General features: G+C 50.1%; 19 protein-coding genes. 12 read left to right on the top strand and 7 right to left on the bottom strand.

Features of this window, described 5'->3' with window-relative positions; genetic code table 11:
• Positions 1-23 precede the first annotated feature (23 nt).
• On the top strand, positions 24-752 hold the full coding sequence (mpaA, locus tag LG384_RS10575) for a murein tripeptide amidase MpaA (protein WP_225760875.1): 729 nt from the start codon (positions 24-26) through the stop codon (positions 750-752).
• Here the strand turns inward: mpaA and ycjG are convergent.
• Positions 727-1692: an L-Ala-D/L-Glu epimerase gene (gene ycjG / locus LG384_RS10570; RefSeq protein ID WP_045442448.1), complete on the bottom strand. Its 966-nt coding sequence runs from the start codon at positions 1690-1692 to the stop codon at positions 727-729. The genes mpaA and ycjG overlap by 26 nt on opposite strands.
• A 114-nt stretch (positions 1693-1806) precedes the next feature.
• On the opposite strand from ycjG, the gene tpx reads away from it, so the two are divergent.
• A complete protein-coding gene (tpx, locus tag LG384_RS10565; protein WP_045442444.1) occupies positions 1807-2313 on the top strand; it encodes a thiol peroxidase in 507 nt (168 codons plus the stop codon).
• A 210-nt stretch (positions 2314-2523) separates the two neighbouring features.
• On the opposite strand, the gene grxD is transcribed toward tpx, so the two are convergent.
• On the bottom strand, positions 2524-2871 hold the full coding sequence (grxD, locus tag LG384_RS10560; protein WP_045442441.1) for a monothiol glutaredoxin 4: 348 nt from the start codon (positions 2869-2871) through the stop codon (positions 2524-2526).
• A gap of 333 nt (positions 2872-3204) precedes the next feature.
• Here grxD and LG384_RS10555 point away from each other — a divergent pair, with 333 nt between their 5' ends.
• Entirely contained in the window at positions 3205-4032 is an 828-nt protein-coding gene (locus tag LG384_RS10555; protein ID WP_045442439.1) for a C40 family peptidase, read from the top strand.
• A 127-nt stretch (positions 4033-4159) separates the two neighbouring features.
• Positions 4160-4741 (top strand): superoxide dismutase [Fe], encoded by a 582-nt coding sequence (gene sodB, locus LG384_RS10550; RefSeq protein WP_005127188.1) that lies wholly within the window; start codon positions 4160-4162, stop codon positions 4739-4741.
• Positions 4742-4781: 40 nt separating this feature from the next.
• Here the strand turns inward: sodB and LG384_RS10545 are convergent, their stop codons facing one another.
• Positions 4782-5951: an MFS transporter gene (locus tag LG384_RS10545; RefSeq protein ID WP_200011777.1), complete on the bottom strand. Its 1170-nt coding sequence runs from the start codon at positions 5949-5951 to the stop codon at positions 4782-4784.
• Between the two features lie 177 nt (positions 5952-6128).
• Positions 6129-6218 (bottom strand): cytochrome bd-I accessory subunit CydH, encoded by a 90-nt coding sequence (gene cydH / locus LG384_RS10540; protein ID WP_072036634.1) that lies wholly within the window; start codon positions 6216-6218, stop codon positions 6129-6131.
• A 297-nt stretch (positions 6219-6515) separates the two neighbouring features.
• Here cydH and purR point away from each other — a divergent pair, with 297 nt between their 5' ends.
• Complete coding sequence (purR, locus tag LG384_RS10535) at positions 6516-7541, top strand: HTH-type transcriptional repressor PurR (protein WP_003832757.1); 1026 nt, start codon at positions 6516-6518, stop codon at positions 7539-7541.
• A gap of 5 nt (positions 7542-7546) precedes the next feature.
• Here purR and punR read toward each other — a convergent pair whose 3' ends face one another.
• Positions 7547-8470 carry a DNA-binding transcriptional activator PunR gene (punR, locus tag LG384_RS10530; RefSeq protein ID WP_045442431.1) on the bottom strand — a complete coding sequence of 308 codons (924 nt, stop codon included), beginning with the start codon at positions 8468-8470 and terminating at the stop codon, positions 7547-7549.
• 112 nt (positions 8471-8582) lie between these two features.
• On the opposite strand from punR, the gene punC reads away from it, so the two are divergent.
• Positions 8583-9788 carry a purine nucleoside transporter PunC gene (punC, locus tag LG384_RS10525; RefSeq protein WP_225761295.1) on the top strand — a complete coding sequence of 402 codons (1206 nt, stop codon included), beginning with the start codon at positions 8583-8585 and terminating at the stop codon, positions 9786-9788.
• A 285-nt stretch (positions 9789-10073) separates the two neighbouring features.
• Positions 10074-11222 carry a cyclopropane fatty acyl phospholipid synthase gene (cfa, locus tag LG384_RS10520; protein WP_225760874.1) on the top strand — a complete coding sequence of 383 codons (1149 nt, stop codon included), beginning with the start codon at positions 10074-10076 and terminating at the stop codon, positions 11220-11222.
• Positions 11223-11264: 42 nt separating this feature from the next.
• Here cfa and LG384_RS10515 read toward each other — a convergent pair whose 3' ends face one another.
• The gene (locus LG384_RS10515; RefSeq protein WP_200011775.1) at positions 11265-11912 is read right to left on the bottom strand and encodes a riboflavin synthase subunit alpha; all 648 of its coding nucleotides are present in this window, start codon (positions 11910-11912) and stop codon (positions 11265-11267) included.
• A gap of 335 nt (positions 11913-12247) precedes the next feature.
• Here LG384_RS10515 and mdtK point away from each other — a divergent pair, with 335 nt between their 5' ends.
• On the top strand, positions 12248-13621 hold the full coding sequence (gene mdtK / locus LG384_RS10510; protein ID WP_045442423.1) for an MdtK family multidrug efflux MATE transporter: 1374 nt from the start codon (positions 12248-12250) through the stop codon (positions 13619-13621).
• 43 nt (positions 13622-13664) lie between these two features.
• On the opposite strand, the gene LG384_RS10505 is transcribed toward mdtK, so the two are convergent.
• Complete coding sequence (locus LG384_RS10505) at positions 13665-14363, bottom strand: RluA family pseudouridine synthase (RefSeq protein WP_045442422.1); 699 nt, start codon at positions 14361-14363, stop codon at positions 13665-13667.
• Between the two features lie 295 nt (positions 14364-14658).
• Here LG384_RS10505 and LG384_RS10500 point away from each other — a divergent pair, with 295 nt between their 5' ends.
• From LG384_RS10500 to LG384_RS10485, 4 genes are all read left to right on the top strand, one after another.
• Positions 14659-14949 carry a Bor family protein gene (locus LG384_RS10500; protein WP_048221530.1) on the top strand — a complete coding sequence of 97 codons (291 nt, stop codon included), beginning with the start codon at positions 14659-14661 and terminating at the stop codon, positions 14947-14949.
• A 509-nt stretch (positions 14950-15458) separates the two neighbouring features.
• Positions 15459-16520 (top strand): FUSC family protein, encoded by a 1062-nt coding sequence (locus LG384_RS10495; protein WP_370637143.1) that lies wholly within the window; start codon positions 15459-15461, stop codon positions 16518-16520.
• A 177-nt stretch (positions 16521-16697) separates the two neighbouring features.
• Positions 16698-17807: an AI-2E family transporter gene (locus LG384_RS10490; protein ID WP_045442417.1), complete on the top strand. Its 1110-nt coding sequence runs from the start codon at positions 16698-16700 to the stop codon at positions 17805-17807.
• A 117-nt stretch (positions 17808-17924) separates the two neighbouring features.
• Positions 17925-19709, top strand: a complete 1785-nt coding sequence (locus tag LG384_RS10485) for a diguanylate cyclase (RefSeq protein ID WP_225760872.1) — start codon at positions 17925-17927, stop codon at positions 19707-19709.
• The last annotated feature ends 8 nt before the right edge of the window (positions 19710-19717 follow it).

The following is a 19717-nucleotide window of genomic DNA, read 5'->3' as shown; positions in this document are numbered from 1 at the left end:
AATTCATGCTTTCAGAGAAGACTATGACCGTTACCCGTCCTCGTGCCGAGCGCGGCGCATTTCCACCGGGAACCGAACATTACGGACGTTCACTGCTGGGCGCACCGTTAATCTGGTTTCCCGCCCCCGCGGCCGATCGCGAGAGTGGTCTGATTCTGTCGGGAACTCACGGTGATGAAAACTCTTCAGTGGTTACCCTTTCCTGCGCGTTGCGTACGCTTAACCCTTCGCTGCGCCGCCATCATATTGTGCTGGCGGTTAACCCTGACGGTTGCCAGCTTGGATTGCGCGCGAATGCTAATGGTGTGGATCTCAATCGTAATTTTCCGGCGGCAAACTGGAAAGCGGGAGAAACAGTATATCGCTGGAACAGTAGTGCAGAAGAACGCGATGTGGTGTTGTTAACCGGTGAACATCCGGGGTCTGAACCAGAAACTCAGGCACTGTGTCAGCTTATTCACCGCATTCATCCCGCCTGGGTGGTTTCTTTTCACGATCCGCTGGCCTGTATTGAAGATCCCAGACACAGCGAATTAGGCGAGTGGCTGGCGCAGACGTTTGAATTACCCCTGGTCACCAGCGTAGGTTATGAAACGCCCGGCTCTTTTGGCAGTTGGTGCGCCGATCTGAACTTACACTGCATTACCGCTGAGTTTCCGCCCATCTCTTCAGATGAGGCCAGCGAAAAATATCTGCTGGCGATGTCGAATCTGCTGCGTTGGCATCCTAGAGATGGAGCAGCCCGGTCGTAAAATGCAGGGCTGGCTCTGCGTCATCGGCCAGCCAGGTTGGGCCATCCAGATCGGCAAAGCTGACCTGCGGTGTTAGCGGCAATGCGGCATTAATGGCCCGGGAAGTACACAGCATGCATCCCAGCATCAGAGCAAATCCTTGTTCGCGCGCTTCGGCCGCCAGCGCCAGCGCTTCCGTCAGGCCGCCCGTTTTGTCCAGTTTGATGTTCACCATTTCATAACGCCCGTGCAATGCTTTCAGGCTACTGCGGGTGTGACAGCTTTCATCTGCACAGATGGGCAACGGATGGATAAAATTCTCCAGAGCGGCATCATCCTGAGCAGGTAACGGCTGTTCCAGCATTGCGACGCCTAAATCTGCCAGCAATTGACAACGTGCTGCGAGCCCTTCGGCACGCCAGGATTCGTTGGCATCGACAATCAGCGTGGCGTCTGGAACTGCCGCACGGATAGCGACCATCCGCTCGCTGATTAGGCGGGCATCCAGTTTAACTTTCAGTAATTTCGCGCCATTCTCCCACAGAGCTGCTGCGCTTGCCGCCATCTGCTCTGGGGTACCGATCACCACGGTCTGGGCCGTCGTCACAACTGCATCCAGCTCAGTGCCAATAAATTCAGCCAGAGTTTGTCGCTGTTGCCGGGCACTCAAGTCCCATAAAGCACAGTCAATCGCATTACGCGCAGCCCCTGCAGGCAACAGTTTCTGTAAATCTTCGCGGGTCAGCCCGCTTTCCAGTTGCCGGGCAATACTCATAATTTGTGCCAGTACCGAAGCATCACTTTCGCCATAACGGGGATAAGGCGTACATTCCCCGATGCCTTTTACGCCATTTTCTTCCAGCTCAACCACCACGACGTGTGCTTCTGTTCTGCTGCCTCGGGCAATCACAAAGGGAGTGTGTAGCGGCCAGGCTTCCTCATATACCTTAACTGATCTCATTTATTTTCCTTATGTAATCCCGGAAGCGGATATCCGCAAATAGCGTTTGCCGTGTTAACTGTTGATGGCATAAACTAGCCACGACGTTAACTATATGTAAACAGGAAGATAACCATGTCACAAACCGTTCATTTCCAGGGCAACCCGGTTTCAGTCGCCGGCTCCATTCCTCAGGCTGGTAGCAAAGCTCAGGCTTTTACTCTTGTGGCTAAAGACCTGTCTGACGTTACGCTGGCCCAGTTCGCAGGCAAGCGCAAAGTGCTGAATATTTTCCCAAGCATCGATACCGGCGTTTGCGCGGCATCGGTACGTAAGTTTAACCAACTGGCGACAGAAATCGACAATACCGTCGTGCTGTGCATTTCAGCCGACCTGCCATTTGCCCACTCTCGTTTCTGCGGCGCGGAAGGCCTGAGCAACGTTATCACGCTGTCAACTCTGCGCAATGCTGAATTCCTGAAAAACTATGGTGTTGAAATCTCCGAAGGCCCGTTGAAAGGCCTGGCCGCACGTGCCGTGGTAGTTATTGATGAAAATGACAACATTATTTTCAGCCAACTGGTCAACGAAATTACCAACGAGCCAGACTACACTGCCGCACTGGACGTACTGAAAGCCTAAGTTCTTATGAAGACACAACGTCTTCGCTGGCATAAAACCAGTCAGTTGAAAAACTGGCTGGTTTTTTTGTTTATAGCCCCCAGATATTGCCGGAAGCTACAGACAAAAAAATCCGGAAACGAATGAACATTTCCGGATTCTTATACAACCATCTGTTCGGCCAACCGCCTGGCAGTCACCAACGATGATGTTGTTTTTTATATCTGCTGATTATTCAGCATCTGGTTCTTCGGTTTTGTACTTCGCCGCAGTCTCTTTGATAAGAGTCTGCAACTCACCGCGCTGGTACATCTCGATTAAAATGTCGCAACCGCCAACCAGTTCACCATCAACCCACAGCTGCGGGAAGGTTGGCCAGTTTGCGTATTTCGGCAACTCGGCGCGAATATCCGGATTTTGCAGAATATCGACATAAGCAAAGCGTTCACCACAGGCTGACAGCGCCTGCACGGCCTGTGCGGAGAAACCGCAGCTTGGCAGTTTTGGAGAACCTTTCATGTACAGGAGAATCGGGTTTTCAGCGATCTGGCGCTGGATTTTTTCGATAGTGGTGCTCATTATCTTGCTTCCTTAAACTTCTTTTACGGCAGTAGTCTGACATTGTAGCGGGTCAGGCTGGCAACGGAAAATAACATTTTCATTACGCCTTATTATTTTATCCCCTGTCGCTAAAAGTTGCATTCACAATCTCACTTATCCCCTTAAAGGGTGTGGATTTGATTATCTGTTCACCAGTTTTATCTTTATTTGCTGTTTTTTTTTGCGGTCGGTAACGAAACATAGTTTTAAACGAAAAAAGCTATTAAGTTTCCCGTTTCTATAGATTAGAATCATCAAGTTTTGTAAATCACACGCAGGCACGATAGACCTGCCTTACCAGAGGACTGCTCAGTGGCGCGGATAAACCGAATCTCGATCACGCTCTGTGCTTTACTTTTTACCACACTGCCTTTTACGCCCATGGCCCATGCTTCCAAGCAAGCCAGGACGACGCCTACTGTTTCGCACACCATCAAAACGGTAGATAAAAAGAAAAGCTCAACAGCCAGTCAAAAAACAACCAAAACCACTCAGAAGACGGCTAAAAAATCCACCAGCAAAACCAGCAGTAAAACCGCCTCAGTAAAAAAACGTACAACCACTCCAGCAAAATCGACTAAAACCGCAAACCGTCGGGGCAAAGCAGCCACAGCACAAACCGCCGCCGTCACCTGGACTGAAAAATGCACCCCGCGTAAAGGTCATAAACCGCGCTGTGTGAAAGTGAAGTCGACAACCCCTGTAACGCTTGCTGAGACACATAAAGTTAAAGTGCAAAAAGCGACCAAAACCGCCATGTCCACCCTGATGAACCAAATCGGTAAACCTTACCGTTGGGGTGGCACATCACCAAGGACCGGTTTTGATTGCAGCGGTCTGGTGTATTACGCGTATAAAGATTTGGTGAAGTTTCGCATTCCGCGCACCGCCAATGAAATGTACCACCTGCGGGACGCAGCACCTATCGAACGTGGCGAACTGAAAAACGGCGATCTGGTCTTCTTCCGGACACAGGGCCGGGGTACCGCCGATCACGTCGGTGTCTACGTTGGCAACGGCAAATTTATCCAGTCGCCTCGTAGCGGTCAGGAAATTCAAATCACCTCGCTGAGCGAAGATTACTGGCAGCGCCACTATGTCGGCGCTCGACGCGTAATGACGCCTAAAACAATTCGCTAAAAACTTACCCTACAGCGTGTGCTGTAGGGTAAGTTCTTCTTTTGCATAACCTTTCAATTTGCTACCCTATCCTTACGCACAATGAGGTTATTGTGTGTACTCAATATAAATAATAAGGAGAGAAGCAATGTCGTTTGAATTACCTGCATTACCGTATGCCAAAGATGCTCTGGCACCGCACATTTCTGCTGAAACGCTGGAATACCACTATGGCAAACACCATCAAACCTACGTGACCAATCTGAACAATCTGATTAAAGGCACAGCGTTTGAAGGCAAGTCACTGGAAGAGATCGTACGTAGCTCTGAAGGCGGTGTATTTAATAACGCAGCTCAGGTATGGAACCACACGTTCTACTGGAACTGCCTGGCACCAAACGCTGGTGGCGAACCGACCGGAAAACTGGCCGAAGCCATTACTGCATCCTTTGGCAGCTTCGCAGACTTCAAAGCGCAATTCACCGATGCCGCAATTAAGAACTTCGGTTCAGGCTGGACCTGGCTGGTAAAAGGGACGGATGGCAAACTGGCTATCGTTTCCACCTCTAACGCAGGTACACCACTGACCACCGATGCGACACCTCTGATGACCGTTGACGTCTGGGAACACGCCTACTACATCGACTATCGCAATGCACGTCCTGGCTACCTGGAGCATTTCTGGGCGCTGGTAAACTGGGAGTTTGTTGCGAAAAACTTCGCAGCATAAAAATGACAACGCAGAAGGGATCCCCTTCTGCGTTTTAGTGTCAATTTGCAGTCGGGCACGCTTCCTGAGGCTGTTTTTTCGCTGAGATGAAGACCAGCAGCAAAGCCAGCCCCGCCACAATCGCCCCCATCACCGGCACAAAGCTATAACCTAACCCACCGGATATCACTGCGCCACCAGCCGCAGCCCCGAGGGCATTGCCCAGATTAAATGCCCCAATATTAACCGATGAAGATAATCCTGGCGCTTCGCTGGCAACGCGCATCACGCGCATCTGCAAAGGCGGGACTACCGCAAACGTCGCCGCGCCCCAGACCACCATACTGATAGCCGCTCCCAGCTCATTACGCGCCAGAAATGGAATTGCCAGCATAATGACCATCAGCAGTAATAAAAAGCCTTTCAGCGTGCCGTTGACCGACTTGTCTGCCAGCCGACCACCAAGATAATTACCAATAGAGAAACCAACGCCAATTAACACCAACATCCCGGTGACAAATGCTGGTGTGGCATGGGTAATACTGTGCAGCACGGGTGAGATATAGGTATAAAGCGTAAACATCGCACCAGCCCCCAATACGGTGGTCAGTAGCGCCGAGACAACCTGCGGACGCATCAGCACCGCAAGTTCTTTACGCACTTCAGGACGCTCTCCTGCCCCGCCTTTAGGTAACGAGAAGAACAGACTGATCATCGCAATCACGCCCAGACCCGCAGTCGCCAAAAAGGACATTCGCCAGCCGATGGTCTCGCCCAGCCAGGTTGCCGCAGGGACACCGCCAATATTGGCGATCGTTAGGCCCATAAACATGGTAGCAACCGCGCTGGCCTGCTTGTGTTTTGGCACCACGCTCGCCGCCACAACAGAACCAAGCCCAAAAAAAGCGCCGTGATTAAGGCTGGTCAAAATACGTGACAGCATGAGAGTGGTGTAATCCGGTGCAATTGCCGAAAGCACATTACCCAGTGTGAATATCGCCATCAGAAAAATAAGCGCATTACGGCGCGCACGATGAGAAAGCAACAATGTCATCAACGGTGCACCCACCATCACGCCAACCGCATATGCGCTGATTAACATTCCGGCAGCAGGAATCGATACATCCACACCCCGGGCAATGACGGGTAATAATCCCATAGGAGAAAATTCGGTCGTGCCAATACCGAACGCACCAATCGCCAGTGCCAGTAACGGATAATTTATTTTCATACTTCGACTCCATAACGTCGAGCCGTGGCACGACACGTAATAAGAGTCAAAAGCATGACATTGATCGCAAAAATAATAAAGTTAACAAATTTGCAAAAGACTTTTGCAAATTCGCAAATAATAGAACGGGAAAAACGTGCTGAAGGGATGAGGGAGATTGCTCTCCCTCGGAGTAAATCAATGCAGTGCTGCGGTCAAACCACTTGCTACAATCAGGCCCAGAACAATAATGGTGGTGACTAACGAAAATTTCAGATCGGTGCTCATCAAGTTTTCTCCTTTTTATTCCCACACAAAAAGTGATATTGCGCATTTTTGCATACTTGAACGCAAAAATCTCTCACGATTTATATTGATAAATGCTTTTAACTCTTCCCCTTTTCGTTAAGATCAGACAAAATTCCACGCTTACTTGATTAGCGTACCGGCCATTGACCCCTTCCTGACGTTCCGTGTCGTTTTCCCGGCGTGCCGCAACCCTGACGTTGCGTTAAGGGTGTGTAAAGGCAAACGTTTACCTGGAGTATTCTCAGGAGCTTAGGATATGGTCTGGAGTGAGATGTAATGGCAACAATTAAAGATGTAGCGAAGCGAGCAAACGTTTCCACTACAACCGTATCACATGTAATTAACAAGACGCGCTTTGTCGCGGAAGAAACGCGTAATGCTGTCTGGGCAGCCATTAAAGAGTTGCACTACTCTCCCAGCGCAGTTGCGCGCAGCCTGAAGGTAAATCACACCAAGTCGATCGGCTTGTTGGCGACCAGCAGCGAAGCCGCCTATTTCGCGGAAATTATCGAAGCCGTTGAGAAAAATTGTTTCCAGAAAGGCTACACGCTGATTCTGGGTAACGCATGGAATAGCCTCGAAAAGCAGCAGGCATATCTCTCAATGATGGCGCAAAAGCGCGTCGATGGCTTACTGGTAATGTGTTCTGAGTATCCGGAATCACTGCTTTCCATGCTCGAAGAGTATCGCCATATTCCGATGGTCGTCATGGACTGGGGCGAAGCGAAAGCCGACTTTACCGACACGGTCATTGATAACGCTTTCGAAGGCGGTTATATGGCGGGTCGATATCTGGTAGAACGCGGCCACCGCGAGATTGGCGTGATCCCAGGCCCTATGGAGCGCAACACCGGCGCCGGACGCCTGGCAGGATTTATGAAAGCGATGGAAGAAGCGCTGATTAAAGTACCTGAAAACTGGATCGTACAGGGCGATTTTGAACCAGAATCCGGATATCGCGCCATGCAGCAAATCCTCTCCCAGTCGCATCGTCCGACTGCCGTCTTCTGCGGTGGCGATATTATGGCGATGGGTGCTCTTTGCGCCGCTGACGAGATGGGTTTGCGTGTACCGCAGGATGTGTCGTTGATCGGTTATGACAACGTGCGCAACGCCCGCTTCTTCACGCCAGCGTTGACCACGATTCACCAGCCGAAAGATTCGTTAGGTGAGACTGCCTTCAATATGCTGTTAGACCGTATCGTAAACAAGCGCGAAGAGTCGCAATCTATTGAGGTCCATCCTCGACTGGTGGAGCGTCGCTCCGTTGCCGACGGCCCATTCCGCGATTACCGTCGTTAAACCTGTTATACGGGAGCCTGTTCCGGCTCCCGTAGCCACTCTTTATTCAGCGTTTCGCTATCTCCCAGGTAGTCCAGCAACCAGAGCAGTGCTGGCGACGTATCATTTTGCTGCCAGGTCAGACAACATGCGGCATCAGGAAAAGGGTTTTCCAGCTGCAAAGCAACCCACTTACCGCTATCGATCCACGGTTTAGCAAAATGTGTTGGCACCATGCCCACACATAGCCCAGCCGATAAACAGGTAGCAGAGGATTCCCAGTCCGGTACCACGACACGTTTTTGGTTATCCAGCAGCCATGTGATTCGTTTCGGTAGCGTGCGCGAAGTATCTTCACGAACTAACGACGGCCAGTTGCGCAACGTGTCATCGCTTAATGGCCCGGGAATCGAAGCCAACGGGTGATGGCTCGCCACCACGCAACTCCAGCTCAGCATTCCCATATCACGAAACGTGTAACGTCCCCCCACCGGAATCGCCTGCGTTGCACCGATCGCCAGTTCGACGCGGCCATCCGATAGCGCATCCCAGACACCGTTAAACACTTCCTGAAAAACCAGCAGTTCCACATCATCGAAGTGACGATAGAAATCCACAATCATCTGCCGGGTGCGTTCCGGTCGCACAATATTATCGACTGCAATCGCGAGCTGCCCTCGCCAGCCGTTGGCGATTTGCTGACATTGCTGGCGAGTGATCTGCATTTTTTTGATAACAGACCGACCTTCTTTTAAAAACCACGCCCCTGCGGGTGTTAGTTCAACATCCCGATGACGTCGCTCGAAAAGCGGAACTGCAAGCCACTCCTCCAGTTGACGAACGGTGTAGCTTACCGCCGAAGGTACACGGTGCAACTCCTGCGCAGCCGAACTAAAGCTGCCGTTACGCGCAACCGCATCAACGACTTCAAGTGAATATTCCGACCACATAGTCTGCCTACAAAAATTTTGAAATCAGTAAACAAATATTAGCGTTTCACAGCGAGAATTTCACTCACTACACTCTGCGACACTGTTTTACTGCTTAAAAAGAGAAATGATGATGCAACCTGGAAAAGGGTTTTTAGTCTGGCTGGCCGGTCTTAGCGTGCTCGGCTTTCTGGCAACGGATATGTATTTGCCCGCCTTTGCTGCTATTCAGTCCGATCTGCAAACCCCTGCGTCTGCCGTCAGCGCCAGCCTTAGTTTGTTCTTAGCCGGTTTTGCCGTTGCGCAGCTTCTGTGGGGGCCGCTCTCCGACCGTTATGGTCGTAAGCCAATTTTATTGCTGGGATTATCCATCTTCGCCCTGGGTAGTTTGGGGATGCTATGGGTTGAAAACGCCACCGGCTTGCTGGTGCTGCGCTTCGTCCAGGCCGTCGGCGTTTGTGCCGCATCAGTAATCTGGCAGGCGCTGGTTACCGATTACTATCCCTCGCAAAAAGTTAACCGTATCTTTGCCACCATTATGCCGCTGGTCGGCTTATCACCTGCTCTCGCGCCCTTATTAGGTAGCTGGATCCTGGTACATTTTTCCTGGCAGGCCATTTTTGCCACCCTGTTTGCGATTACCTTGATCCTGATGTTGCCTGCCCTGCGGTTAAAACCGACAGCAAATGCGCATGACGATAGTCAGGACGCGTTGACGTTCGCGACGCTACTGCGTTCTAAAACATACCGTGGAAATGTACTGATTTATGCGGCATGTTCTGCGAGCTTTTTCGCATGGCTGACCGGCTCACCGTTTATCCTGAGCGAGATGGGCTATAGCCCGGCAGTAATTGGACTGAGCTATGTTCCACAAACTATCGCCTTCCTGATCGGCGGGTACGGTTGCCGCGCCGCACTGCAAAAATGGCAGGGTAGCCAGTTGCTGCCATGGCTACTGATCCTGTATGCAATCAGCGTTATTGCCACATGGGCAACCGGTTTTATTCACCACGTTGCACTGGCCGAAATCTTGATCCCATTCTGCGTCATGGCGATAGCGAACGGCGCGATCTATCCGATTGTCGTCGCTCAGGCACTACGTCCTTTCCCGCAGGCAACAGGACGCGCAGCGGCGATGCAGAACACGCTACAACTGGGTTTATGCTTCCTGGCAAGCCTTGTGGTGTCGTGGTTAATCAGTACTCCGTTGCTCACAACCACCAGCGTAATGCTGTCAACGGTGTTCCTGGCTGCGCTTGGATATAAAATGCAGTCGCAAAAAGAGAATGATTCCCTGGCGAATGAGGGCTCTCAGATTGCACATGGTGAGTCACATTAATAACCGTCATAACTTAATTAGCTGGCTAACAATTTTCGGTTGAATCACCAAATATTCAGGCCTATACTGATTTCCAGTTGTTAAAATTACGATAATTATTCTGTGTTAACGGGAACAAGGTTGTTCCCGTTTTTCCACGGATGGTCTTTTCGGCAAGGGGTTCTCCCTTCCTCTGTTCTACGTCGGATAATAGATTACGGATTAATTCCGTGAAATTTCTCACAAGACCAAAAAAGCGTCTACGCTGTTTTAAGGTTCTGATCACCGACCAGTGATGGAGAAGCTATGAGTTCATCGTGTATAGAAGACGTCAGCGTACCGGATGATAACTGGTACCGAATCACCAATGAATTACTAAGCCGTGCGGGCATTACGATTAATGGTTCTGCGCCGGCGGATATTCGCGTTAAAACCCCCGTTTTTTTCAAACGTGTCCTGCAGGAAGGGTCGCTGGGTTTAGGTGAAAGCTATATGGATGGTTGGTGGGAATGCGATCGTCTGGATATGTTTTTTACCAAAGTCTTACGCGCAGATCTGGAAAGCCAACTCCCCCGCCATTTCAAAGATACTCTCCGTATCGCAACGGCGCGTCTGTTTAATCTACAGACTAAAAAGCGCGCGTGGGTTGTCGGCAAAGAGCACTACGATCTTGGCAACGATCTCTTTACCCGCATGCTCGACCCCTATATGCAGTATTCCTGCGCCTACTGGAAAGATGCCGACACCCTGGAAGCTGCCCAGCAGGCGAAGCTCAGAATGATTAGTGAGAAACTGCAGTTGAAGCCAGGAATGCGCGTGCTCGATATTGGTTGCGGCTGGGGAGGCCTGTCCCAGTTTATGGCAGCACAATACGGCGTGAGTGTGGTGGGCGTGACGATTTCAGCGGAACAACAGAAACTGGCGCAGGCGCGCTGTGAAGGGTTGGACGTTACTATTTTACTCCAGGACTACCGCGACCTGAACGACCGCTTTGACCGCATTGTCTCCGTCGGTATGTTTGAGCATGTGGGGCCAAAAAACTACAACACCTACTTTGACGTGGTTGATCGCAATTTAAAGCCAGATGGTCTGTTTTTGCTGCACAGTATCGGTTCTAAGAAAACTGACAATAACGTTGACCCATGGATTAACAAATACATCTTCCCGAACGGTTGTTTACCATCGGTACGCCAGATTGCCAACGCCAGCGAGTCACATTTTGTGATGGAGGACTGGCACAATTTTGGTGCGGATTACGATACCACGTTGATGGCCTGGCATGAGCGTTTCATGGAGAGTTGGCCGGAGATTGCCGATAATTATACTGAGCGTTTTAAACGCATGTTCAGTTATTACCTCAACGCCTGTGCCGGTGCATTTCGCGCACGTGATATTCAGCTTTGGCAGGTGGTTTTCTCTCGCGGTGTGGAACACGGCCTGCGCGTTCCACGCTAGTTCTTTCGGCCCCCGTTCGCGACGGGGGCTTTTCATCATGACTCAGGCCCCAGCCTCACCGGTGATGTTGCTGATCGCGCCTTCGCGCGCGGCCAGTACGCGCTCAACGGTATCAACAACAGCCTGTGTTTGTGGGTCGATTTCAATGTTTACCCGCGCACCAAGCTTTTTCTTGCCAAGCGTAGTACGCTCCAGCGTTTCCGGGATCAGATGCACGCAGAAGCGCGTCGGCGTCACTTCGCCTACCGTCAGGCTGATGCCATCAATACCGATAAATCCTTTATACAGGATGTATTTCATCAGCGACGTATCCTGGACCTTGAACCATATCTGCCGATTATTCTCGGAGGTCAGAATTTTCGACACCTCCGCGGTGGTCATAATATGACCCGACATCAAATGTCCGCCGATCTCATCGCTGAATTTTGCTGCACGTTCTACGTTTACCAGGTCACCTACCCGCAGATCGCCAAGGTTGGTAATACGTAGTGTTTCTTTCATCAGGTCAAAGCTGATGCGGTTGCCATTAATTTCAGTCACTGTCAGACAGCAACCGTTATGTGCAACCGATGCGCCGGTCTCCAGCGCCTCCAGCATGTATTCAGGTAACTCCACTACATGCGTGCGAAAATTTGGTTTCTCATCAATAGACACCAGTTTTGCGGTGCCCTGCACAATACCCGTAAACATACCTGTAACTCCTGAACTCAATTAAGACATCTCTGCTGAGCACAATAGCAGGTGAAAAAACAGGTTGCCAGCAATGCACCGCCCCCACCTGTTTTTTCACTGGAGAATTATGCATTCCTCGCTACAATAGACTGCAATTTCCTCAGCATTTTCTCCTTGCTGCCATTTAAGGCGGCTTTTTTGTCTCTTAAATAACAACAATAGATACTCAAAATAATTCGAGTTGCAGGGAAACGGTGAGTAAGGTCCGGGACATAAACCACTGTGTGACCGGGGCAAACGAACGCAACCAACAAACCTGCAGCCTGGAGTATGAAGAGTAATAAGGTGTAAACGTGCAAAAGTATGTAATAGAAGCGCGTCAGTTATTAGCTCTGGCAATTCCGGTGATTCTTGCGCAAATCGCCCAAACCGCAATGGGATTCGTCGATACCGTCATGGCTGGAGGTTACAGCGCGACGGACATGGCGGCCGTTGCCATCGGGACCTCCATCTGGCTACCGGCCATTTTGTTTGGTCATGGACTGCTGCTGGCATTAACGCCAGTGATTGCGCAGCTCAATGGCTCTGGTCGCCGCGATCGCATTGCCCATCAGATACGCCAGGGATTCTGGCTTGCGGGCAGCGTATCCATTTTGATTATGGTGGTGCTGTGGAACGCGGGATACATTATCCGTTCCATGCATAACATCGATCCGGCGCTGGCAGATAAAGCAGTCGGTTACCTGCGTGCGCTGTTGTGGGGAGCACCGGGGTATCTGTTCTTCCAGGTTGCCCGTAACCAGTGCGAGGGGCTGGCCAAAACCAAACCGGCGATGGTAATGGGGTTTCTCGGCCTGCTGGTGAACATTCCGGTTAACTATGTTTTCATCTATGGACATTTGGGTATGCCGGAACTCGGCGGCGTTGGCTGCGGCGTAGCGACGGCGGCAGTGTACTGGGTGATGTTTATCGCCATGCTCTCTTATGTCAAACATGCACGATCAATGCGAGATATCCGTAATGTGCGTGGCTTCCAGAAACCAGACACCGCAGTAATGAAACGTCTGGTCCAGTTGGGTTTACCCATTGCGCTGGCGTTATTTTTTGAAGTCACACTGTTTGCCGTAGTCGCACTGTTGGTTTCCCCACTGGGAATTGTTGATGTCGCCGGACACCAAATCGCACTGAACTTTAGCTCGTTAATGTTCGTACTGCCGATGTCGCTGGCTGCCGCCGTTACGATCCGCGTCGGTTATCGTCTGGGCCAGGGCTCTACGCTGGATGCGCAAACCGCCGCCAGAACAGGCTTAGGGGTCGGCGTTTGCATGGCGATGATAACCGCAATCTTCACCGTCACATTGCGTGAGCAAATTGCCCTGCTTTACAACAATAACCCTGAAGTCGTGACGCTGGCCGCCCAGTTGATGTTACTGGCCGCCGTATATCAAATCTCAGACTCTATCCAGGTCATCGGCAGCGGGGTCTTACGTGGTTATAAAGATACACGTTCTATTTTCTTTATTACCCTGACGGCATACTGGCTGCTGGGTTTACCGAGTGGATATATTCTTGCGCTGACCGATCTGGTTGTCGATCGCATGGGGCCTGCAGGCTTCTGGATAGGCTTTATTATTGGCCTGACCTCCGCTGCAGTGTTGATGATGCTGCGGATGCGCTATCTGCAACGCCAGCCGTCATCCATTATTTTGCAACGCGCCGCCCGATAGTACGCAAATAGCCACCGCATGGTGGCTATTTTTTTTACCAGTTTCAGAATGGACTGGCATTACGGGCATTGATCAACTTTGCGCTAATGGGATGCACAAAATTCAATTCACTGGCATGTAGCATCAGCCGGGGCGTCCGTTCAGTACCGGGCAACAAGCGACCACCATACAGATCACAACCTAAAATAGGATGCCCCAACTGCTGGCAATGAATGCGCAACTGATGTGTGCGTCCGGTCTCCGGGCTGAGCTGCACCCGCGTCAATGGCAATAACGTCCCTTGCTCCACTTCGTGATAAAAGCGCTCGACAACCCGGTAATGCGAGCGCGCAGGCTTGCCGTTCACAGGGCAAATCGTCATCAGCGGAAACAGTGCTGGATCTTTGGCTATCGCCGCATCGATTACCCCTTCGTCATTATCCAGATGCCCGCAGAGTAAGGCGCTATACATTTTCGTCACCGTTCGCTGGCTGAATTGCTGACAAAGTGCGGCGTTGATAGCTTTATTCCGCGCAATGACCATTAGCCCGGATGTCCCGAAGTCAAGACGGTGGACCAGAGTGCAGCCGGGAAAAATCTGTACCAGCCGGTGATGCACTGAATCGAGATTTTGCGGATTTTTCCCGGAAAGGCTGAGTAACCCGGCGGGTTTGTTGATAAGCACCAGGTGTTCATCCTGATAGAGCGTCTCTATCTCATCATGGCACGGCGGGGCAATAAAGGTATCGAAAATAGTAGACATCAGGCTGCCCGGATGGAGTGTGGGCGCGGATCATAACGAATTTTCAGCCTGCTGGCGAATCCAGGTTAAAGTTAATGGTTAGCAAAATATTAATATAGACTTTAGCCGGAGACTAAACGCTATGGCTTACTATTCCACGCTGATGCGAAAAATTCAAAAATACACGCCACCCCCTATAAATAAACAATGACTAAACGAGTTTATTATAAACATAAAATTAGTAACTGGTCGGATATGAGTCCATTGCAATAAATAAGAATATGCGACTCCTTTCCCTTACGATGAAATGGTAAAAATGAAAAAGTTAATGACGGCAATGGTTGTCGCTACAGCATTATCAGGCTGCGCACAACAAACCTTTGAAATAAATCATGGAATTTCTGAGAAACCAACTCAAGAAACCAGACAAACCTTTTTTGTTAACGGTATTGGACAGTCGCAAACCATTAATGCAGCGCGGGTTTGTGGCGGTGCTGATAAAGTTATTCGTACCGAAGTACAGGAATCAGGTATGGATGTTTTCTTACGAATCATCACTATTGGTATCTATACCCCTAAAGAAGCCAGAGTCTATTGCTCCAAATGATCCCTGTCAGCAGGCATTCCTGGAATGCCTGCTGCACTTTTGCAGTTCGGTGCCGCTATAGCTTACTCCTTTTGTTAACCCGCGGTTTAATGCCAGATCTTCTGATAACAGAATTACAATGTTGACAAACTATTTTGTTCGTTACTCTCATTCAGTTCATAGTTGAAACATTATGTAATGATTTAGAATTTGAGTATCGCCATTTTATATTTGATGTTGACATTTAGTTCTGTCATTACTTAAGGACCAACTCAGAAGGAGGCTTTCAATGCAAAAATATTTCCATTATCACTCGCAATATTGGGTATTCCTCGCAATTGCACTGGTCATTTACATACTGGCATTTCGTTAATACATATTGTCAATTGATTGCCTGCATTATATAAAAATGAATGCAGTTCAAATCTGTATACAGTTCCCTGGTAAAAAAACCAGAACAAATATGAATACTCTTTAGCGTATGATCTTCGCTTATAAGCTCACATGAAATGACGAAATCATTCTTTTCAGTGCAACGAGACAGACCCATTAGTTCACTCGAGTTAAAGATTTACCGCAACTATCGTGTGGTTCATGGAATACGCATTGCTGTGGCATTTGTTTTGACTTTTTTACTTATAAGAATGATGAAGTTACCCGATCATTCGTGGCCCCTTATTACACTTATCGTCGTTATGGGGCCTGTCAGCTACATGGGCAACGTAATTCCCAGAGCGTTTGAACGCATGGCGGGTACCGTAACAGGAGCGATTCTGGGGATCATCGCACTACACATTGAAGTCTATTCTCTACCCTTAATGTTGTTGTGGTGCGGCTGCGCTGCTTTCTTTTGTGGTTTTTTGGCTATCAGCAAACGTCCATATGCAGCCTTACTGGTAGGGATAACGCTGGCAGTAGTTAGCAGTGCTCCTGCCGGAGATATGCAAACAGCACTATGGCGAAGTACCAATATCATTTTAGGCTGTATTCTGGCGATGCTGTTTACCAGCATACTTCCCCAAAGGGCATTCATTAACTGGCGTATTCAGTTGGCCGATTTTTTATCTGATTATTTAAAAATCAATACTGCGGGCGTCTCGCGTAACGTGCTTTATCCTCCCAGAATGACCAGTCTGCAAACCCGGGCATTGAATAAAGTCGTCAAAATGCGCAATCTGATCACGCCAGTAAATAATGAAACCCGGATACCGATAAAACTGCTTGAAGAAATTCAGTCAATAACCCGTGATATGGTTGCCGCACAAAAATTTCAGCTCAACGCTCACTGGGCCTCACGCAGAAGTCGCTTTTTGATTCTAAACTCCCATGCTCTTTCCGATATGCAGGAAATGACTCAACACACGCTCAGAGCACTGGCTCATGCCCTGCATAAAGGAAACCCCTCACCAATAGCCTCAAACAGTGAACGTCTGAATGAAATCTCTCAAGAATTACATGACCTTTTACTTTCTTGTGAAAGTGATGACGTCATGGAAAGCGCGGTTCACGGATACGTCTGGTTAAGTATACAACTCACTGTTCAGCTTGAGACATTGTCTTCTTTAATCAACAGAGCGCTTACAGAGAAATGACTGAATATATCAATAATGATGAATTTAGTTTCTTCACCGGGAAAATGACCGAGAAATAATATAGCTGTTGGCACACGTCCTATCCCCCCACAAATTAGCGGGTATTCGCAGTGAAAGTTGGTAAATTTGCTGAACGGTTCTATAGTCGAGGCTGCTTCTCAGTTACAGGATTCACTAATGCGATTTAACGGACTGACCAAAGGTTTCTTCATTTTCATTCTTGCCCTCGTCACATGGGCGTTCTTCGACGTGCTGTCCCCCTACTTTTCCGCGATTCTGTGGGCCGCAATATTAACCACAATCTTTAACCCGGTGAAAAATAAACTTCGCAGCGCACTGGGGGATCGCAACGGGCTGGCATCGCTGATTACCATCGGTATTATCTGTCTGATTGTCTTTATCCCTCTGATGGTGATCCTGTCATCGCTGGCGATTGAACTGAATGTGGTTTACACCAAGCTGCAACAGAACAATACGCAGTTCCCGGAAGTGGTTAGCTCGATCCTGTCGTACCTTCCGGATTGGGCCAGAACGTTCCTCGCGGAACACAATCTCGATAATGTCACGCAGATCCAGAAAAAACTCTCTGACATTGCGTTACAGGGCGGGCAGTACCTCGCTGGTAGCGCGTTCCTGATCGGTAAGGGGACCTTCGGCTTTGCCATCAGTTTTGGCATTATGCTGTATTTACTGTTTTTCTTGCTGAAGGATGGGCCGTATCTGGTTCGACAGATTCTGGATTCGTTACCACTCTCAGATTTTGCCAAACAGCATCTGTTCGCCAAATTCGTCGGCGTTACGCGGGCGACGGTAAAAGGCACTGCGGTGGTTGCCGTTGTTCAGGGTACGCTGGGGGGCATTGCTTTTGCGATAGTCGACATTGACGGTAGCATTCTGTGGGGCGCGCTGATGGCGTTTCTTTCACTGGTTCCCGCGGTTGGTTCAGCGATTGTCTGGGTACCAGCAGCCATTTTCCTCTTCGCCACACAGCAAATTTGGCAGGGGCTGTTTATCGTCGGATTTTTCGTGATTATTGTCGGTCTGGTGGACAATATCCTGCGCCCGCTACTGGTGGGTAAAGACACTAAAATGCCTGACTACCTGATTCTGATTTCCACACTCGGCGGGATGGAGATCTACGGAATCAACGGTTTTGTTATCGGCCCTCTGATTGCTGCGCTGTTCCTTGCCAGCTGGAACCTGTTCTCCGGTCGTGACCACGAAGGAAATGCCGAAGGAATCGACGAAGCGTTTATGGAAGAAGGAAAAAATCCTCCAGATTTGTAATGGTGTGACGATAACAAAAGGCGGCCAATGGTCGCCTTTTTATTTTCACGCAAAATCATACGTTTCCTATAATTTCAATCATGCTTATTCATTAATCGTCGCAAAAGGAACTCACAGGTGCGAATCGCCACAATAACTAACTGGGCCTATAGCGCGACGGTATGTCTGACCATTGTCTCCGGCGTCGTCATGCTGATGGCGTCCAACGCAGATAATACCGAACGCCAAGCGGTAGAGCAGCGGTATGTATTCGACAAACTGACCGGGGAGGTGGAAACCGACGCCTGGTCGCTGTCTGATTTGGCCCGTTTGTACGCTGTCACTAAAAACCCTGACACCCTGGACACCTATCGCCAGAAGGAAACGTCGCTAAAAGAGATTGAGCATCGGCTGGCGAACCTGAAAGACGCCGGGGCAACGGGCGAAGAATTGGCGCTATTGCATGAAGGGCTACAAATCGTTGATACATTGCAGGAAGAGCAAGCGATGGCGTTTTCCAGCGTGGCGCGCGGAGAAGATCAGCAAGCCATCGCCCTGCTCTTCAGTAAAGCCTATGAACAAGAACTGGAGCGAGCGCAGGATCGGATAGACCATTTTCGGCAGATACTCGACAATCGTGTTCGCGACACGATTCAGGAAGCTACTCAGGCATCCCGCACCCTGCGCACGCTGTCAGAAGTGATGGTTGGACTGACGGCGCTGTTATTTTTGTTTGTCCTCGGATTTATTCTAAAACGCCGCGTGCTACGCCCCGTCGTGCGCCTCAGTGACGTTGTTCACCGGCTGGCTTCACAGGATTACGCCGTTGAAACGCCCAATTTCAACCAGATTGATGAGATCGGAGATATGGCGCAGGCAATCCGAATTTTTCGCGAGAACGGTCTGGTGCGACAGCGACTGGAGAAAGAGCGTGATGCAGACTGGGCGATACGCGAATTATTGGCACGTATGACGCAGCGTTTACAAGGTTGCGAGAATTTTGCGGATGTGATCAACGTAGCGGAGCTTTTTGCACCAAACATTGCGCCCGGGATTGCTGGTCGACTCTACATCCTTGATCGGGATCCCTGGCAGATGCGCTGTGTCGCCGAATGGCTTTCACCTGAGGGCAAAGCGGATGCTTTCCACCCGGATGAATGCTGGGCAGTTCGTCGTGGGCAGAGCCATCCACCGGTACACGGTGAGCCGGATATCGCCTGCTACCATCTGCCGGAATCGTGCCAAAATCACTCGCTGTGTGTGCCGCTGATTGCCCAGGGCGAAGCGATTGGTCTGCTCTCATTCCTGAATCTAAGCGAGGAAAGCGCACCTTCCCGAGCCTATCTGGAACTGATGGCGGAGGCACTCGGCCTGGCCTTAGCCAACCAGCGTCTACGCGACGCATTGCTGGAAAAGGCGCTCTATGATCCCCTGACCGGTCTGCGCAACCGTCATCATCTGGAAGATACCCTGCGAACCCAGATGAGCCAGGCAATACGCAATCAGGAGCCACTCAGTTGCCTGATGATCGATATCGATCACTTCAAAAACATAAATGACCGTTTTGGTCACGAAGCGGGTGACGGCGTCATCAAAAGCGTCGCTGCCATTATTCAGCGCGTTGTACACGACAACGGAATGGCCTTTCGCTACGGCGGCGAAGAGTTCCTGGTCCTGCTGACCAGCATGGGTGAAGAGGCCGCGAACCGACTTGCGACGGATATTTACAACGGCGTACGCGAACTGTCACTGCGTTTTGGCGTGTCGGATATTGGCCATGTTGATGTCTCTATCGGCGTTGCCAGTTACCCGCAACACGCGCAAAGCGACAACCTGCTACGTGCCGCAGACGTGGCGCTCTATCGCGCAAAAGAGTTGGGTCGTTCGCGTATTGTGAGCTTTGGTATGCTGGAAGCAGGCTGAAATATTCT

The sequence above is a fragment of the Citrobacter sp. Marseille-Q3906 genome, assembly GCF_916618775.1.
Lineage (GTDB): Bacteria > Pseudomonadota > Gammaproteobacteria > Enterobacterales > Enterobacteriaceae > Citrobacter > Citrobacter murliniae.
Note: the sequence above shows the minus strand (reverse complement) of the source record. Positions and strands in the feature narration are given on the sequence as shown.

Bases quoted from the DNA above. Each gene is read 5' to 3' on its own strand.
- LG384_RS10545 (WP_200011777.1), bottom strand. From the start codon at position 5,951: ATGAAAATAAATTATCCGTTACTGGCACTGGCGATTGGTGCGTTCGGT.
- LG384_RS10490 (WP_045442417.1), top strand. From the start codon at position 16,698: ATGCGATTTAACGGACTGACCAAAGGTTTCTTCATTTTCATTCTTGCC.
- ycjG (WP_045442448.1), bottom strand. From the start codon at position 1,692: ATGAGATCAGTTAAGGTATATGAGGAAGCCTGGCCGCTACACACTCCC.
- LG384_RS10500 (WP_048221530.1), top strand. From the start codon at position 14,659: ATGAAAAAGTTAATGACGGCAATGGTTGTCGCTACAGCATTATCAGGC.
- LG384_RS10515 (WP_200011775.1), bottom strand. From the start codon at position 11,912: ATGTTTACGGGTATTGTGCAGGGCACCGCAAAACTGGTGTCTATTGAT.
- tpx (WP_045442444.1), top strand. From the start codon at position 1,807: ATGTCACAAACCGTTCATTTCCAGGGCAACCCGGTTTCAGTCGCCGGC.
- purR (WP_003832757.1), top strand. From the start codon at position 6,516: ATGGCAACAATTAAAGATGTAGCGAAGCGAGCAAACGTTTCCACTACA.
- punR (WP_045442431.1), bottom strand. From the start codon at position 8,470: ATGTGGTCGGAATATTCACTTGAAGTCGTTGATGCGGTTGCGCGTAAC.
- cydH (WP_072036634.1), bottom strand. From the start codon at position 6,218: ATGAGCACCGATCTGAAATTTTCGTTAGTCACCACCATTATTGTTCTG.
- sodB (WP_005127188.1), top strand. From the start codon at position 4,160: ATGTCGTTTGAATTACCTGCATTACCGTATGCCAAAGATGCTCTGGCA.
- grxD (WP_045442441.1), bottom strand. From the start codon at position 2,871: ATGAGCACCACTATCGAAAAAATCCAGCGCCAGATCGCTGAAAACCCG.
- mpaA (WP_225760875.1), top strand. From the start codon at position 24: ATGACCGTTACCCGTCCTCGTGCCGAGCGCGGCGCATTTCCACCGGGA.
- punC (WP_225761295.1), top strand. From the start codon at position 8,583: ATGCAACCTGGAAAAGGGTTTTTAGTCTGGCTGGCCGGTCTTAGCGTG.
- LG384_RS10505 (WP_045442422.1), bottom strand. From the start codon at position 14,363: ATGTCTACTATTTTCGATACCTTTATTGCCCCGCCGTGCCATGATGAG.
- cfa (WP_225760874.1), top strand. From the start codon at position 10,074: ATGAGTTCATCGTGTATAGAAGACGTCAGCGTACCGGATGATAACTGG.